We start from the raw sequence: 14,019 nt of genomic DNA, 5'->3' as shown, positions 1-14,019 counted from the left end.
GCCGCTCAGCTGGATCCACTGTAGGCCCGGTGATCACCGGGGACATCCGACCTGAGTCGGGCGGTGACGGCCAGAGCCGCGCCGGCCACCGCGAGCCCGGTCCGTACCCAGTTGACCGCGTTCCACGTCGTCAGCGCGGACGCCACGGCACCGGGAGGGAAGGCGGGGTCGAGCAGCGCGGAGTTGGCGGGCACGAAGTAGAACAGCAGCGCGAAAGTCCCAGTGAGGCACAAGGTCGCCGCCGCCCACAGCCGGACCGGGCGGTGGTGCTTCGCGGCGGTGTACGTCGTGATGCCCAGCAGGATCAGGGAAGCCAGCTCGAACGGGAACACCGTCAGGCCGGTGACCGGCCCTTCGGTCGAGAAGCGGGCCAGGAACACCTCCGGCGGCGCGGCCCGCCAGGACGGCACGACGACGGTCTGGCTGAGCAGCGCGCCACCCGCGAACGCGGCGGTGGCGGCGATCGACAGGGTTCTCATGCCGCTTTGACGCGCGGGCGGCCCCGGCTGTGACGGGAGTCGACAAATCGTCAGCGGAACGCGGTGACCAGCTTGTCCAGCGCGCTGCAGGCGGTCGCGGAGGTGTAGGGGCCGAGGGCGACGAGGGACGCGACGAGGGCGGCGACCTCGCCCGGGGTGAAGCTCATCGGCGGGAGCCGGGCCGGCATGGTGAGCCGGTAGCCGCCGCCGGCGCCGCGCTTGACCTCGACCGGGATGCCCGCCGCGCGCAGGCGGGTGACGTCGCGTTCGATCGTCCGCACGGTCGTTCCGGTGCGCTCGGCCAGCACCCGGCCGGTGACGAACCGGGGCGCCCGGGCGCGCATCTCCTCGATCAGCGCGTGCTGGCGCTCCACCAGCGGCACGGCCTGGTGCAGCTGGGTCATCCCCGGGTAGCGGCCGGAGCCGACGAGCCGGTCCACACGTGCCCCCTTAACCGACGTAGCCGTGTCGGGAATCCGATCCTACGGTGAGGTCATGCTCTCGATCCGTCCTGCCACGCGCTTCGAAGACGTCGCCGCGATCCTCAACCCGAGTGGGAACGACCGCGCCTGCTGGTGCCTCGCCTACCGGATCACCTCGGCCGAGTACAGCGCGTTGCGCGGCGAGCAGCGGGCCGAGCGGGTCCGCGGGCTGTGCGCGGACGAGCCGGCGCCGGGCGTGCTCGCCTACGACGACGAGACGCCGGCCGGGTGGTGCGGCATCTCGCCGCGCTCGACCATGGAACGGCTGAAACGGTCGCGGACGATGCCGCCGCTCGACGACCTGCCGGTGTGGAGCGTGGTGTGCTTCGTGGTCCGCGCGCCCTATCGGCGGCGCGGGGTGTCCGCGGCTCTGCTGGCGGGCGCGGTGGACTACGCGCGTGAGTGCGGCGCGCCGGCGGTGGAGGGCTACCCGGTCGACACCGGGGGCGAGCGGATCTCGTCGAGCGCGGCCCACGTCGGCACGACGACGCTGTTCGAGGAGGCGGGTTTCGAGCGCGTCCGGGCGACGGACGCCCGCGCCGACCGCCGCGTCCGCTGGCTCATGCGGCTCGACCTCCGCTGACTTCTACAGGTCCAGGACGACGTCCTCGCGCGGTCGCGAGCAGCAGACCAGCGCCTCGCCCGCCGCCGGGGACTCGAGGGGCTCGGGGTCGTACTCGACGCCGCCCGACAGCACCGGTGTCACGCACGTGTGGCACACGCCGGTGCGGCACGACCAGCGCGTCGGCACGTCGCACGCCTCCGCGAACTCCAGCAGGCTCGGGTACCGCTCGCTCCACGGCACGGTGATCCCGCTGCGCGCGAACGTCACCGCCGGTCCGGTCCCCGGCGCACCCGCCGGCGCGTGCGGGGTCTTCCGGACGACGCCGGTCAGGCCCGGGTTGATCGCCGACACCCCGCCGAACAGTTCACTGTGGACGCGAGCCGCGTCGAAGCCCAGTGACACCAGGGCTTCCCGCATCGCCGTCATGAACGCGTCCGGGCCGCAGAGGTACGCGGTCCCGTCGGCCGGTAGGTCCAAAGTGGACAGCGTGTCGAGTGTCAGGCGCCCGCTCTCCGCCGTGTGGAAGACGTGCTCGCGGCCGTGGGGCAGGCTCGCCACCAGCCGGTGGGCCTCGGCCGCGAACGCGTGCTCGGCCGCCGTGCGGGTGGTGTGCACCCAGCGGACCTCCCGAGGGCTCCGGCGAGCCGCGAGCGCGTGCAGCATCGCCAAGACCGGCGTCACGCCGATGCCCGCGGACAGCAGCACCACCGGCCGATCGTCCTCGGTCAGGACGAAGTCGCCGCGCGGGGCCGCGACGTCCACCACCGCGCCGGGCGCCAGCTTCTCGTGGAGGTAGCTGCTGACCACGCCGTCCCGCTTCACGCTGATGCGGTACTCGCGGTCCGACGGCGCCGCCGACAGCGAGTAGCTGCGGACCGGCGCGGGGTCGCCGGCGCCGGGGACGCGCAGCGTGAGGTACTGGCCCGGCTCGGGCCGGGGGAGCGGCGCGCCGTCGTCGGCGGCCAGGTGGATCGACGCGACCGTCGTGCTCTCCGGCACCACCCGGGCCACGCGCAACGGCCGGAACCCGCGCCACCCGGCCGGCGGCGCTGCCTGCGCCGCGAGGAGGTCGCGGAACGACGCCTGCCAGCCGGGGCTGAGCGCGGGGATGTCGACGGCCTTGCGGAGCGTGTCGTCGTCGCGGCCCGGCAGGTAGAGCAGCGCGTCGACGTCCGCGACGCTCAGCTCGTGCCGGCCGGTCCGGGTGCGGACGATTTCGTCGCCGGCCTGGACGTGGCCTTCGGTGATCACGCGCAGGTAGAAGCCGGGCCGGTGGTGCGCGACGAGCAGCGACGGCATCCGCGGCTCGCCCAGGCGCATGCCGACGCGGAAGCAGGTGACCCGCGGCTGGGTGACCTCGAACTCGGCCTCGCCGATCCGGTACCGGTCGCCGATGTGCACCTCGTCGTCGGGCAGGCCGTCGACGGTGAAGTTCTCGCCGAACTGGCCGTCCTCGAGGTCGTCGCGGCCGAGGAATCGCCGCCAGTGCTCGTACGACTCGCGCTGGTAGACGAGCACCGCGCGGTTCTCGCCGCCGTGGCCGCCCAGGTCGCCCTGGCCGTCGCCGTCGACGTTGAGCCGGCGGACCAGCCGGCGGCCCTCGACCGGGTACTTGAAGATTCCCGTGTGGACGGTCCGGTCCTGCCAGGGCACGTCCCGGGGCATCCCGACGTTCAGTGAGACCAAGCGGGCCATGGTCGTCTCCTTCAGTCCGCGGCAGTGCGGGAGCGCTGGTAGTGGCGCCGGGCCTTCATGCGGTTGCCGCACACGGCCATCGAACACCAGCGGGCGCTGTTGGGCTTGCTGTGGTCGATCAGGAACAGCCGGCACTCCGGGTTGGCGCACGGGCGCAGCCGGCCGGGGCTCGACTTGGCGAGCGCGTCCCAGGCGAGGACGGCCCGCGCGGCGGCGGACCGCCCGGCCGGGACGTCGAGGACCCACTCGACGCCCTCGTCGCCGAAGGCCGCCCGGTAGCTGACGTCGTCGACGAACCGGGCCGCGGCCGCCGGCGCCTCCCGGCCCCGCACGATCCCCTGCAGCACGGCCCGCGCTTCGAGCAGCGCGCGGTGCTCGTCGCCGGTGGCCGGCTGCCCGTGGGCGGCGAGCCACTCCCGGGCCGCCTCCGGTTCGGCCAGGTCGTCGCCGGGCACGCCGTCGCGCACCGGGGTCGTGTTGAGCAGGTCCAGGAGCAGCATCTCGTCGGTCATCTTCTGCCTAACCTCCAAACTCACCCTTGACAGGTTACAGTACCGGTGCTTGCATGTCTAACCATCAAAGTCGAGTAGAAAGGTTAGGCAGATGGGACTGGCCTGGCAGCAAGGACCACTGGCCACGCGGTCGGTGGGGCAATTCCTGGTCGAACAGCCGCTGCCCGAGCGGCTGCTGTTCGCCGAGCCGCTGCGGCGGCGGATGCGCGTGCGGTTCGGCGGCGAGTGGGTGGCCGACAGCGAGGACGTCGTCCTGCTGCACGAGCCCGGCCGCTACCCGGTCGCGTACTTCCCGCTCGCCGACGTCCGCGCCGACGTGCTCGCCGCGGAGAACCGGACGACGACGCACCGCGAGCTCGGCCCCACCGAGTGGTTCACCGTCCGGGCGGGCGAGCGGCAGGCGCCACGCGCGGCGTGGCGGTACACCGGCCTCCCCGGGCACGCGGACGTCCTGCGCGACCGCGTCGCCTTCGCCTGGCGGGCGATGGACGCCTTCTACGAGGAGGACGAGCGGATCGTCGGACACGCGGCCGACCCGTACCACCGCATCGACATCCGGCAGACCTCGCGCCGGCTCGTCGTGCGCGACGGCGACCGCGTCGTCGCCGAGACCCGGCGCCCGGTCGTGCTCTACGAGTCCGGCTTCGCGCCGCGCTGGTACGTGCCGCGCGAGGACATCGACATGACGGCGTTGACGCCGGTCGACGGCGAGACGTTCTGCCCCTACAAGGGCCTGGCCGGCTACTTCGACATCGGCGCCGGCAAGCGCGCGGCCTGGTCGTACCCGGAGGCGTGGCCCGAGGTCGAGCGGGTTTCCGGGTTCGTGTCCTTCGAACCGGACGTCGTCGACGTGACGATCGACGGCCGCAAGCTCGCCCTCGAACCGGGCCAGACCGTCACCCCGCACGGCATCGACCGCGGCCTGGACCCCGACGAGCTGCTGACCAGGAAGGGCAACTGACATGACTGCGTTGAAGGACCGCACCGTGCTCGTCGTCGGCCGCGGCAGCGGCATCGCCCGCGCGGTGACGCTCGCCGTCCGTGAAGCCGGGGCCACCGTCGTGGTCGCCGGGCGCGACGAAACCGCACTCGCCGCGACCTACGACGACCCGGGCGTCACGGCGGCCACCGTCGACCTGACCGACGAAACCTCCGTCGCCGCGCTCGCCGAGCGGCTCGGCCGGGTCGACCACGTCGTCTCGACGGCGTCGGCCCGGGCCCGCGGCGCGGTGGGCGACCTCGCCCACGACGTCGTGCTCCGCTCGTTCGACGTCAAGGTGCTCGGCCCGCTGCTGCTGGCCAAGCACTTCGCGCCCCGGCTGCCCGAAGACGGCTCGTTCGTGTTCTTCTCGGGCTCGTCGGCGCGCAAGCCGGCCGCCGGCATGCTGGCCGTCGGCGCCACGAACGCGGCGGTCGACGCGTTGACCCGCGGGCTCGCGGTCGAGCTGGCGCCGATCCGGGTGAACGCGGTGTCGCCGGGGACGATCGACACCGGGGCCTACGACGCCCTCGGGGACCGGAAGAAGGCCGAGCTGTTCGCCGCTCGCGCCGCCACCAGCCCCGCGCGGCGCGTCGGACGGCCCGAAGAGATCGCCGAAGCCGTCGTCTTCGCGCTCGGCAGCACGTTCCTGACCGGGGCGTCGCTCGGGGTCGACGGAGGTGAGTCCCTTGTCTGAGTTCAGCTTGGAAGTCCTCACGCTGCCGGTCGCCGACGTCGACCGGGCGGTGCGGTTCTACACCGGACAGGTGGGCTTCGGCCTCGACGTCGACTACGCGCCGCACGAGGGTTTCCGGGTCGTCCAGCTGACCCCGCCCGGGTCGGCGGCGTCGGTCCAGCTCGGGGTCGGCCTCACCGACGCGGCCCCGGGCTCGGCGCGGGACCACTACCTGGTGGTGACCGACATCGAGGCGGCCCACGAGGAACTGGCTGCCCGCGGCGTGCCGGTGAGCGGGCTACGGCACAAGAAGTCCGTGGACTGGCAAGGGGATTTCACGCCCGGCGTCGACCCGGACCACCGTGACTACGCGAGTTTCTTCGGCTTCGCCGATCCGGACGGCAACACGTGGACCGTCCAGGAACGCGGTCACGCCTCCTGACCGCGTTCGGCGATGGCCATCGCCCAGGCGTGGAGCTTGGCCGGATCGCCGGCGCCGGCGCGGATCCGGGGTGGGACGAGCGGACCGTTCACCGCGCTCAGCAGGTGGAACAGCCCCAGATAGGCCCACTCCCACAGCATGCTGTCGAAGTTGTACGCCGTCATCAGCGGCGTCAGCCGTTCGCGGATGCGCGTCACCTCGGACCGCGGGATCCCGGCGCGCTGCAGCCGCTCGTCGGTGGCGCGCTCGGCTTCGGCGCCGACCTCGGTGTCGAGGAACGGCTCGAGCAGGTCCGCCCAGACGTCCCGGCGCCGCACGACGGCGATGCCGTGACGCCGGCAGAACTCTTCGAGCCCGGCGCGCCGGTCGTGCGGCACGAAGAGCGTCTCGCCGCGCGTGGTCCGGATTTCCGGGGGCGTGGCCCGCGGTTCGGCGTCGCGGATCCGGTCGGGCGTGACGACCCCGGTGGGGTGGACGCTCGCGCCGGCGAACGGGTACTGCTGGAAGCAGATGTGGTCCTCGGCGAACGTGACGATCACGGTTCGAGCAGCCCGGCGAGGCTGAGCTGGTCGGCGGCGGCGAACACGTCGGCGCCCGGCCGCTCTTCGAGCACCGCGATGACGTCCTCGATGGTGGCCTCGTGGCGGGCCGCCGCTTCGAGCAGGTGCCCGCAGGCGGCCGCGGTCCCGGCCTCGGCCGCCATCGCGCGGACGGTCTCTTCGGCGGTCCGGACCGGCGGCAGCGGCGCGGCCAGCTCGCCGGTGGTGTCGGTGGGGCCCCGGAACCACCGCTGCCCGGTCCACCAGAAGCAGAAGCTCAGCAGGCCGTTGCGGGTACGGGTGTTGAGGACGGCATCGGTGACCCAGGCGGGCGCCCCGGTGTAGAGGTCGGGCAGCGGGCGGCCGCCGTTGTAGGCGGCGTCGAGCAGCGGGGAGTTCCACCGCCCGCCCGACAGCACCGCCCGGCCGCCGGGGAGCACGTACAGCGTCGACCCGCTGCGGTGGTCGTCTTCGTACCAGGCGTAACCGGGGTGGATCCGCGGTCCCCGCTCGGACCCGGTGCCGGCGTGCACGGCCGAGAGCACCGCCCAGCGCGTCCAGAGGTCGTCGAGGGCCGGAATGCCGGACGCGGCCACGGCGAACCCGGGGTCACCCGACGCGAGCGCGGCCCGGCGCGGGCTGCGGCCCTGGGCGCCGGGTCCGGCGGCGTAGCCGGCCAGCCAGACGGGCACGCGCGGGCGGGGGTGGGCGTCGAGGTCGTTGCGGTAGTGGCCGGGGGCCAGGAGCTGGTCGTCCGGGAAAGGTTCGTCGCCGTAGTCGTACTCGACGCTCGTCTCGCCGGTGTCGGCGACGGCCAGCAGCAGCCGCCACCACGGCCCGGCCGGCATCCGCGCGGCCACCTGCCGCTGGCGGCGGACCAGCTCCGCGATCGTCCGCGGCACCGGCACTAGCCCCGAACCCCCGCCGGCCCAGAACCGCAGCTGAGCCACTTCGGCGGACACCGTCACGGAGAACTCCGCGGTGAACTGCTCCCACCCGGGAGGCCCCAGCCGCGCCAGCTCCCGCACGATCGGGTCGATGAGCCGTGCGGCCTCGGCGGCGGTGGCTTCGCCGTCGTCGTCCGGTGGCACGTGGTGGAACTCGCGGAAGACCGGCGGCCCGCCGGCGGCGGCGTCGCGGAACGCCAGTTCGAACTGGGTCATGAACGCGGCCGCTTCGGACCCGGGCGCGGCCGGCCGGGCGGCGAGCTCCTCGAAGACGAACTCGTCCTGGGCGACCCGCGGCGGGGTCGACGACGACACGAGCTTGACCCGCCCGGAGTCGCCGACCAGGAAGAGCGTCCGCCCGACCGGCATTTCGAGGAACGCGAAGGGATCGCTGTCGTCGACCTCGACCGGTTCGTACACGCACCAGCCCACTTCGAAGCGCTCCGCTTCGAGACCCTCGGTCGGGTAGTCCATGCCGGTGGACCGGATCCACGACACCACCGTCGAAATCGCCTGCGCCTCGTCCATCCGTCCCCCAGCCCTCCGGTACGCCGGTCAGCCTACGGGAGATCCGCCGGGCGGCGGGCGCGTCACGCGGCGCGGTAGGCGACCCTGCGCGGACGACGGGTAGCGCGGGGCGGATCCGGAGAAGTCGATCAGCGCGTACTCGGTCAGCCAGATCGGGAACGGCCGTGCCCGATCAGCGGGCCAGGTGCTTGCGGACGTCCTCGGCCACGGCCGCGCGGCCGCTCATCCGGTACTTGGCCAGGATGTTGCGGACGTGCGTCTTCACGGTGTGCGGGCTGACGCCCAGCTCGCGGGCGATCCGCTCGTTCGGCAGGTCGCTGCCGAGCAGGACCGCGACCCCCTGCCCGGCGGCGGTGAGCGAGCGGAACCGTTCCTCGGGCCCGTTGTCGATGTCGAGCGTCAGCTCGACGAGGTCCGACTGCAGCTGCTGGCAGTCGGTGACGATGCGCTGCAGGGCCTCGCGCATCGCGGCCGGCGTTTCCAGCGCGTCCTGGGCCCGCTGCCGGATGTCGGCCACCCGCGACGACAGGAATTCGACGATGTGGTCGGCGGTGACCAGCGGTGGCGCGCCGTCGACGTCGGCGGGCAGCCGGCGGAGCGCGTCGAGGTTCTCGGCTTCGGTCGTCAGCACGCGGGCGACCAGGTCGGCCAGCCACTCGAACGCGCGGACCGAGTTGTCGTCGAAGGTGTCCGGCCGGTAGCTCTGCATGGACATCATCCCGAACACCACCGGCTCGCCCGCGCGGCCGCGGCGGAACAGCGGTGTCGTGACGGCGTCGGCGGACATCCGGCTGGTGTCGCCGGACGCGACGCCGGCGTTGAGCGCCGCGCCGTTGTCGTACTGCATCCGGTAGGTCTGGCGGTGCTTCAGCAGCCAGGCGGCCTGGCCGTGCGGCCCGTAGATGTGCGACGCCGGGTCGGTGAACATGCCGCCGTCGTAGCCGTACGGGTAGCGGACGCGGTTCGCGCCGTGGAAGAAGCCGATGTAGAAGTGGTCCAGGGGCACGATCTTGCTCATCACGGCCCGGGCGTAGTCGTAGAGGCCGTAGTGGTCGCCGCGGTAGTTGGCGTCGATCTTGTGGAACGCCTCCCGCAGGATCAGCGTCGTCTCGGCGTCGACCCGCAGCCGGGCCGGCGCGCCCGGGTCCATCATCCTCCCGGTACGCCCGCACGATGAGGTTCCGCGCCGATTACCTCACTCCGCGAGCGATAGAACCGCGGGCGTCGCGCTGCGACCGTGGACGGGTTCCGGCGAACGATGGAGGAGTGCTGTGGAGACCCATTCAATGCGAATCCCGTCAGTTTCGAATCCATTCTCTGCGATTTGGCCGTAGTTCCCGGAAATCACGGTCAGTGCGCGGTCGGGTGCGGCAGGAGGTGGCGGAGGGACTCGGACGGTTCCAGGCCCAGTTCCTCGCGCAACGTTCCCCGGCACTGCTCGTACTGGTGCTGGGCCGCCGCGCGGTTGCCGGCCGCGAGGTGGGCGTCGATCAGTACCCGGTGGGCGCTCTCCCGCAACGGTTCCGCACGCACCGCGGCCAGGCCGGCCGCCACCGCCTCGCCGTGGCGGCCCGCCGTGGTGAGCCGTTTCGCCATGGCCTCCAGCGCGTACAGCCGCAGCTGGTGGTACTGCTCCTGCTCGATGAGCACCCACTCGTTGTCCGACCACTCGGGCAGCAGGTCGGCCGAGAGGTCGTCGCGGGTCTGGCGGTTGAGGATGTCGTCGCACAGGCAGGACTTGTCGAGCAGCCGGTGCGCGCGGGCGACGGCGTCGTGGATGTCGACGCTGATGTTGCCCGCCAGCGCCATTTCGTGCACCGACGCGTCGATGACCTGGTACCCGCTGCGCGAGGCCCGCCACAGCGACGAACGCAGGTTCGCGTTGGCGCGGCTCGTGGTCGCCTCCGGCCACAGCGTTCTCGCCACGAACGTGCGGGTGCGCGGGCGGTCCTGCAGGGCGAGGAACGCGAGCAGCCGCTGCGCGCTGAACGACAGCGTCACCGGGTCGTCCTCGACGAGCAGCGTGAATCCCTTCAACAGCCGCAATGTCACGATCTCTGTCACGTCAGTGCGCATCGGCTCCCCAACCTACGCCCGCCACCGATCGGATCGACCCCACCGCACAGCAATTCGCGACCCGTGTGGGAAACGTTACGCGAATTATCGATCGAGTGGCGTCAACGGGGCGTCACGAAAACGTCATCGGGCCTGATCCGAGCTCGTCCAGCCAGTTCTGCACGGCCGCGAGCACGGCTTCGGCCGACGTGACCGCGAGCGGTTTCGGCTCGGCCGTGCCGACGGTGGAGAGGATGCGCACGCGCAGCTCGCCGGCCTGGCCGCCTTCCAGCCAGGCACGAAGGACCATGCTGCCGGACCGTTCCTCGGGAGCCTCCACCGACGCAGGATGCGCGCCGACCTGTCACCGCCGCGTCGCCACCGCGTCAACGCGGGATCCGGGAACGCCGTGGTGACGCCGGGGCGACGCGCGGATCGCGGCCCCGCCACGCCACCCCTGCGATGCTGCGCCGCGGCAGGCAGGGGAGGACTGGCATGGGCGATTTCGGCGTCGTCGCCGACGTATCGACGATCATCGTGAACCGGCTCACCGAGGCGCTGCGCTCCCTGGATCCGGTCGAACCGCCGACCGCGCGGCTGAGCGACCTCGAGGACCGGCCGAGCAACGCGACGCTCACGGTGTTCCTGTACGAGGTCGCCGAAGACCCGACTTCGCGCAACCGGCCGCCGGTCCGGTCGCTGCCGCCGAACGCGCCCACGAGCCGCAAGCCGCCGATGGCGCTGCTGCTGCGGTACCTGATCACGCCGTGGGGCGGCAGCCAGGAGACCCAGCACCAGATGATCGGCCGGGCGCTGCAGGTGTTCTACGACGACGCGATCTGGGCCGGCGAGGAGCTGACCGGCAGCATGGCCGGCACCACCGAGGCGCTGCAGTTCACGCTGACCCCGCTGACGCTCGACCAGAAGTCGTGGATCTGGTACGCGATCCAGAAGCCCTACCGGCTGTCGCTGAACTACGAGGTCCGGGTCGTCAACCTCGACTCCCTCGACGTTTCCGAGCTGAAGCTCGTGCGCAGCCGGACGATCACCGGGGCGCCGCTGCCATGACCCGCTTCTTCCCCGTGGAGACCTCCGTCCTGCACAGCCCGGCGTGGTTCGTGCCGTTCGACGAGTTCGCCCAGCGCGCGCGGGCCGCCGGTGTCGGCACCGAGCTGGACCGCTTCGACCCGGACGGGAACGTCTGGGTGCCGCAGGACACCCAGGCGATCCGCACGCCGAGCGCCGCGATCGCCTACCCGGAGCTGGGCCGGCGCCGGGGCGCGGGCGCGCCAGCCGAGCGGTTCCGCGTCCGGTTCAGCGCCATCGGGCTCGCGCCGCTGTACCCGGCCGACGGCGACGACTTCGACGCGGCGGTGGCCGGGGTCGAGTTCGTCGCCACCCCGTACGACGACACCACGCCGCCGGCCGTGGACAGCGAACCGCGCGTCGTCCGGCTGCTGCCGAGCGTCGCGTTCCCGTACGGACCGGGCGTCCGCACGATCTACGGCGTCGTCGTCGACGCGGCCACGCGGGCGCCGGTGCGGAACGCGCTGGTCGAGGCCCGGGGCGTCACGATCCGCGACGGGATCGCCTGGCTGGAGCGGACGCTGACCGACGCGGCGGGGGCGTTCCGGCTCGCGCTGCGCTGGGCGGGCGAGCCGGTCACCGGGCCACCGCCCGTACAGCTCTTCCACCTCACCGCGACCGAGCGGCCGGGGCGGACCGGCGCACTCGACGTCCGGTTGCCCACCGAACGGGACGTGCGGCACGTCATCGAAATCGCGGAGGACCCGCTTGCGGGGTCCGACCATTCACACGAGCAGTAGAAGAAGGAGCTGAAACCATGCCCGAGTACCTGAGCCCCGGCGTCTACGTCGAGGAGGTCGACGCGGGGCCGCGGCCGATCGCGGGGGTGAGCACCAGCACGGCGGGCATGGTCGGGGTCACCCAGCGCGGCCCGACCGACGGCAAACCCAAGCTGGTGACCAATTTCCTGGAGTTCCAGACGACCTTCGGCGGGTTCCTGCCCGAACCCGACCCGGCGATCCGGGACGCCTGGGCGAACAACCCGACCGAAGGCGGCCGCTGGTGGCTGTTCCCCTTGGCGGTCAAGGGGTTCTTCGACAACGGCGGCCAGCGCCTCTACGTCAAGCGCGTCGCCAGCCAGACCGCGGCCGCCGCGTCCGGCACCCTCGGCACGGGCTTGGTCAGCGCGATCACCCAGGACGCCGCGGCCGGCGCGAACTCGCTGCAGCTCGGGCACGTGGTCGGCTTCACCGGGACCGACGAGATCACCGTCTTCCGGGGCAGCGACAACGTCGAAATCGGCCGCACGACGATCACCGCGTACAACGCCACCACCGGCCGGGTCACGCTCGGCACCGCGCTGAACGCCGAGGTGAAGGCCACCCGCGGGGACTACGTGCAGAAGGGCGACCGGGTCGGCACGCCGAGCCTGCGGTTCGCCGCGTCGAGCCCCGGCTCGTGGGGCAAGGCGGTCCAGGTGCGGATCCAGCCGTCGGTGAGCGCGTCGCTCCCGGCGCTGCCCGACCCGAACGAGGGCCCGCTGTTCATCACCGCGCTCGCCGCCGACGCCGACCGGGACGCCGCGTCGATCGAGGTGAACGCCGTGCCCGGCCTCGACCCCGGCCCGCTGCCCGACGACGTCTGGATCCTGATCAACAACCGGCGGTTCCCGGTCACCGTCGCGCAGCCGGCCGACGGGAAGGTCACGCTGACCTTCCCGGACGGCACCGCGCACGCGCCGTGGAAGACCGGTCTCACCGTGCGCCGGGTGCGCCTGGCCAACGCCGGCGCCGGCCCGCAGCTGCGGGTCAGCGGTTCCGGGCGGCTGTACGAGGGCGCGGTCACTCAGCTCGACACCGGCGACCGGCTGAGCACCCTGAACGTCGTGTCGGTGGGACCGGACGACGTCGTCACGTTCGACGCCGACACCCCGGAGCAGGTGTTCGAGACCGCCCGGCTCCGGCTGATCGAGTCCACTGTGGACACCCGGTTCACCGACCCGGGCGGCGGTGCGGTGACCGAGACGTTCCGCAACCTGCGCCTGACCGGCGACGCGCCCGGCACGGTGGTGGGCACCCTGGCCGGCCGGTCGCGGCTGGTGCGGGCCACCGCCCTCGACGGCATCAGCACCGACCCCGCCGAGTTCCCCACACCCGGCAGCGGTTCCTGGATCAGCCTCGCCGACGACGGTGACGACGCGTTCGAAGGCCTCGACGTCGGGGACTTCGTCGGCACCGACGGCGGGAGCGGCAAGCGCACCGGCATCGTGGCGCTGGAGGACATCGACGAGATCGCGATCTGCGCGGTGCCCGGCGTGTGGGCCGGCACGGTCGAGTCGGCCCTGGTCACCCACTGCGAGCAGCTCAAGGATCGCTTCGCCGTCCTGGACCCGCAGGACGGCCTCGACATCGAGGGCATCCAGGCCTTCCGGGAGCTGTTCGACACCAAGTACGCGGCGCTGTACTACCCGTGGCTGGTCGTCACCGATCCCTCGACCGGCCAGTTCGTCGAAGCGCCGCCGTCCGGCCACATCATCGGGATCTACGCCCGCACCGACGTCGAGCGGGGCGTGCACAAGGCACCGGCCAACGCCGTCATCCGCGGCATCCGGCCGGCCGACGGCATCGCCCAGGACGTCACCAAGCGGCACCAGGACGTGCTGAACCCGCGGGGGATCAACGCGCTGCGGTTCTTCCCCGGCCTCGGTCAGCGGGTCTGGGGCGCGCGCACGCTGGCTTCCGACACTTCGTGGAAGTACGTCAACGTGCGCCGGCTCTTCCTGTTCCTCGAGGAGTCGATCGACGAGGGCACGCAGTGGGTCGTGTTCGAGCCGAACGACGAATCGCTGTGGGCGCTGGTGCGGCAGACGGTCGCGAACTTCCTCACCACCGTCTGGCGCGGCGGGGCGCTCGCCGGCACCACCGCGGACGAGGCGTTCTTCGTCCAGTGCGACCGCTCCACGATGACCGACGACGACATCGCCAACGGCAGGCTCATCTGCGTGATCGGGGTGGCGCCCGTGTTCCCGGCGGAGTTCGTGATCTTCCGGATCCAGCAGAAGACCCGCGAGCCCCAGCTCGTCTGACCACTGAAA

16 protein-coding genes are annotated in these 14,019 nt (G+C 72.5%); 7 read left to right on the top strand and 9 right to left on the bottom strand.

The genetic code is table 11. The features are described 5' to 3' along the window. Nucleotides 1-5: 5 nt before the first annotated feature. A complete protein-coding gene (locus ABFJ78_RS43415) occupies nucleotides 6-479 on the bottom strand; it encodes a hypothetical protein (RefSeq protein WP_436393290.1) in 474 nt (157 codons plus the stop codon). 50 nt (nucleotides 480-529) lie between these two features. Then, nucleotides 530-919, bottom strand: coding sequence for a helix-turn-helix transcriptional regulator (locus tag ABFJ78_RS43410; RefSeq protein WP_436393289.1), 390 nt, complete (start codon nucleotides 917-919; stop codon nucleotides 530-532). A gap of 55 nt (nucleotides 920-974) precedes the next feature. Between ABFJ78_RS43410 and ABFJ78_RS43405 the strand changes: the two genes are divergently transcribed. Further along, nucleotides 975-1,544, top strand: coding sequence for an N-acetyltransferase family protein (locus tag ABFJ78_RS43405; RefSeq protein ID WP_436393288.1), 570 nt, complete (start codon nucleotides 975-977; stop codon nucleotides 1,542-1,544). Between the two features lie 3 nt (nucleotides 1,545-1,547). On the opposite strand, the gene ABFJ78_RS43400 is transcribed toward ABFJ78_RS43405, so the two are convergent. Both ABFJ78_RS43400 and ABFJ78_RS43395 read right to left on the bottom strand, forming a co-directional pair. Then, nucleotides 1,548-3,221: an MOSC domain-containing protein gene (locus tag ABFJ78_RS43400; RefSeq protein ID WP_436393287.1), complete on the bottom strand. Its 1,674-nt coding sequence runs from the start codon at nucleotides 3,219-3,221 to the stop codon at nucleotides 1,548-1,550. Between the two features lie 11 nt (nucleotides 3,222-3,232). Next, entirely contained in the window at nucleotides 3,233-3,757 is a 525-nt protein-coding gene (locus ABFJ78_RS43395) for a CGNR zinc finger domain-containing protein (protein WP_436393286.1), read from the bottom strand. A gap of 67 nt (nucleotides 3,758-3,824) precedes the next feature. On the opposite strand from ABFJ78_RS43395, the gene ABFJ78_RS43390 reads away from it, so the two are divergent. From ABFJ78_RS43390 to ABFJ78_RS43380, 3 genes are read left to right on the top strand one after another with little or no spacing between them, the layout of a single operon-like run. Then, entirely contained in the window at nucleotides 3,825-4,694 is an 870-nt protein-coding gene (locus ABFJ78_RS43390; protein ID WP_436393285.1) for a DUF427 domain-containing protein, read from the top strand. A 1-nt stretch (nucleotide 4,695) separates the two neighbouring features. Next, nucleotides 4,696-5,409, top strand: a complete 714-nt coding sequence (locus ABFJ78_RS43385) for an SDR family oxidoreductase (RefSeq protein WP_436393284.1) — start codon at nucleotides 4,696-4,698, stop codon at nucleotides 5,407-5,409. Next, nucleotides 5,393-5,830 carry a VOC family protein gene (locus ABFJ78_RS43380; protein ID WP_436393283.1) on the top strand — a complete coding sequence of 146 codons (438 nt, stop codon included), beginning with the start codon at nucleotides 5,393-5,395 and terminating at the stop codon, nucleotides 5,828-5,830. The genes ABFJ78_RS43385 and ABFJ78_RS43380 overlap by 17 nt, the downstream gene beginning before the upstream one ends. On the opposite strand, the gene ABFJ78_RS43375 is transcribed toward ABFJ78_RS43380, so the two are convergent. The 5 genes from ABFJ78_RS43375 to ABFJ78_RS43355 all read right to left on the bottom strand — a co-directional run bounded on the left by ABFJ78_RS43375 (nucleotide 5,818) and on the right by ABFJ78_RS43355 (nucleotide 10,239). Next, nucleotides 5,818-6,369 carry a hypothetical protein gene (locus tag ABFJ78_RS43375; RefSeq protein WP_436393282.1) on the bottom strand — a complete coding sequence of 184 codons (552 nt, stop codon included), beginning with the start codon at nucleotides 6,367-6,369 and terminating at the stop codon, nucleotides 5,818-5,820. The genes ABFJ78_RS43380 and ABFJ78_RS43375 overlap by 13 nt on opposite strands. Continuing rightward, nucleotides 6,366-7,844: a hypothetical protein gene (locus tag ABFJ78_RS43370; protein ID WP_436393281.1), complete on the bottom strand. Its 1,479-nt coding sequence runs from the start codon at nucleotides 7,842-7,844 to the stop codon at nucleotides 6,366-6,368. The genes ABFJ78_RS43375 and ABFJ78_RS43370 overlap by 4 nt, the downstream gene beginning before the upstream one ends. 172 nt (nucleotides 7,845-8,016) lie before the next feature. After that, nucleotides 8,017-8,994, bottom strand: a complete 978-nt coding sequence (locus ABFJ78_RS43365) for a LuxR C-terminal-related transcriptional regulator (protein WP_436393280.1) — start codon at nucleotides 8,992-8,994, stop codon at nucleotides 8,017-8,019. Between the two features lie 200 nt (nucleotides 8,995-9,194). Next, nucleotides 9,195-9,920, bottom strand: a complete 726-nt coding sequence (locus ABFJ78_RS43360) for an AfsR/SARP family transcriptional regulator (protein ID WP_436393279.1) — start codon at nucleotides 9,918-9,920, stop codon at nucleotides 9,195-9,197. A 112-nt stretch (nucleotides 9,921-10,032) separates the two neighbouring features. Then, on the bottom strand, nucleotides 10,033-10,239 hold the full coding sequence (locus tag ABFJ78_RS43355; RefSeq protein WP_372661925.1) for a hypothetical protein: 207 nt from the start codon (nucleotides 10,237-10,239) through the stop codon (nucleotides 10,033-10,035). Nucleotides 10,240-10,394: 155 nt separating this feature from the next. Here ABFJ78_RS43355 and ABFJ78_RS43350 point away from each other — a divergent pair, with 155 nt between their 5' ends. The 3 genes from ABFJ78_RS43350 to ABFJ78_RS43340 are packed head-to-tail and all read left to right on the top strand — an operon-like array spanning nucleotide 10,395 to nucleotide 14,010. Next, on the top strand, nucleotides 10,395-10,967 hold the full coding sequence (locus ABFJ78_RS43350) for a DUF4255 domain-containing protein (protein ID WP_436393278.1): 573 nt from the start codon (nucleotides 10,395-10,397) through the stop codon (nucleotides 10,965-10,967). Then, complete coding sequence (locus ABFJ78_RS43345) at nucleotides 10,964-11,725, top strand: carboxypeptidase regulatory-like domain-containing protein (RefSeq protein WP_436393277.1); 762 nt, start codon at nucleotides 10,964-10,966, stop codon at nucleotides 11,723-11,725. The genes ABFJ78_RS43350 and ABFJ78_RS43345 overlap by 4 nt, the downstream gene beginning before the upstream one ends. Nucleotides 11,726-11,742: 17 nt before the next feature. Continuing rightward, nucleotides 11,743-14,010: a phage tail sheath C-terminal domain-containing protein gene (locus ABFJ78_RS43340; protein ID WP_436393276.1), complete on the top strand. Its 2,268-nt coding sequence runs from the start codon at nucleotides 11,743-11,745 to the stop codon at nucleotides 14,008-14,010. Nucleotides 14,011-14,019: the final 9 nt, after the last annotated feature.

Origin of the sequence: Amycolatopsis sp. MEPSY49, from assembly GCF_051337345.1 — a bacterium.
Taxonomy (GTDB): domain Bacteria; phylum Actinomycetota; class Actinomycetes; order Mycobacteriales; family Pseudonocardiaceae; genus Amycolatopsis.
This window is presented reverse-complemented; position numbering and strand designations above follow the sequence as displayed.

Bases quoted from the DNA above. Each gene is read 5' to 3' on its own strand.
- ABFJ78_RS43415 (WP_436393290.1), bottom strand. From the start codon at position 479: ATGAGAACCCTGTCGATCGCCGCCACCGCCGCGTTCGCGGGTGGCGCG.
- ABFJ78_RS43405 (WP_436393288.1), top strand. From the start codon at position 975: ATGCTCTCGATCCGTCCTGCCACGCGCTTCGAAGACGTCGCCGCGATC.
- ABFJ78_RS43400 (WP_436393287.1), bottom strand. From the start codon at position 3,221: ATGGCCCGCTTGGTCTCACTGAACGTCGGGATGCCCCGGGACGTGCCC.
- ABFJ78_RS43390 (WP_436393285.1), top strand. From the start codon at position 3,825: ATGGGACTGGCCTGGCAGCAAGGACCACTGGCCACGCGGTCGGTGGGG.
- ABFJ78_RS43385 (WP_436393284.1), top strand. From the start codon at position 4,696: ATGACTGCGTTGAAGGACCGCACCGTGCTCGTCGTCGGCCGCGGCAGC.
- ABFJ78_RS43370 (WP_436393281.1), bottom strand. From the start codon at position 7,844: ATGGACGAGGCGCAGGCGATTTCGACGGTGGTGTCGTGGATCCGGTCC.
- ABFJ78_RS43365 (WP_436393280.1), bottom strand. From the start codon at position 8,994: ATGGACCCGGGCGCGCCGGCCCGGCTGCGGGTCGACGCCGAGACGACG.
- ABFJ78_RS43360 (WP_436393279.1), bottom strand. From the start codon at position 9,920: ATGCGCACTGACGTGACAGAGATCGTGACATTGCGGCTGTTGAAGGGA.
- ABFJ78_RS43350 (WP_436393278.1), top strand. From the start codon at position 10,395: ATGGGCGATTTCGGCGTCGTCGCCGACGTATCGACGATCATCGTGAAC.
- ABFJ78_RS43345 (WP_436393277.1), top strand. From the start codon at position 10,964: ATGACCCGCTTCTTCCCCGTGGAGACCTCCGTCCTGCACAGCCCGGCG.
- ABFJ78_RS43340 (WP_436393276.1), top strand. From the start codon at position 11,743: ATGCCCGAGTACCTGAGCCCCGGCGTCTACGTCGAGGAGGTCGACGCG.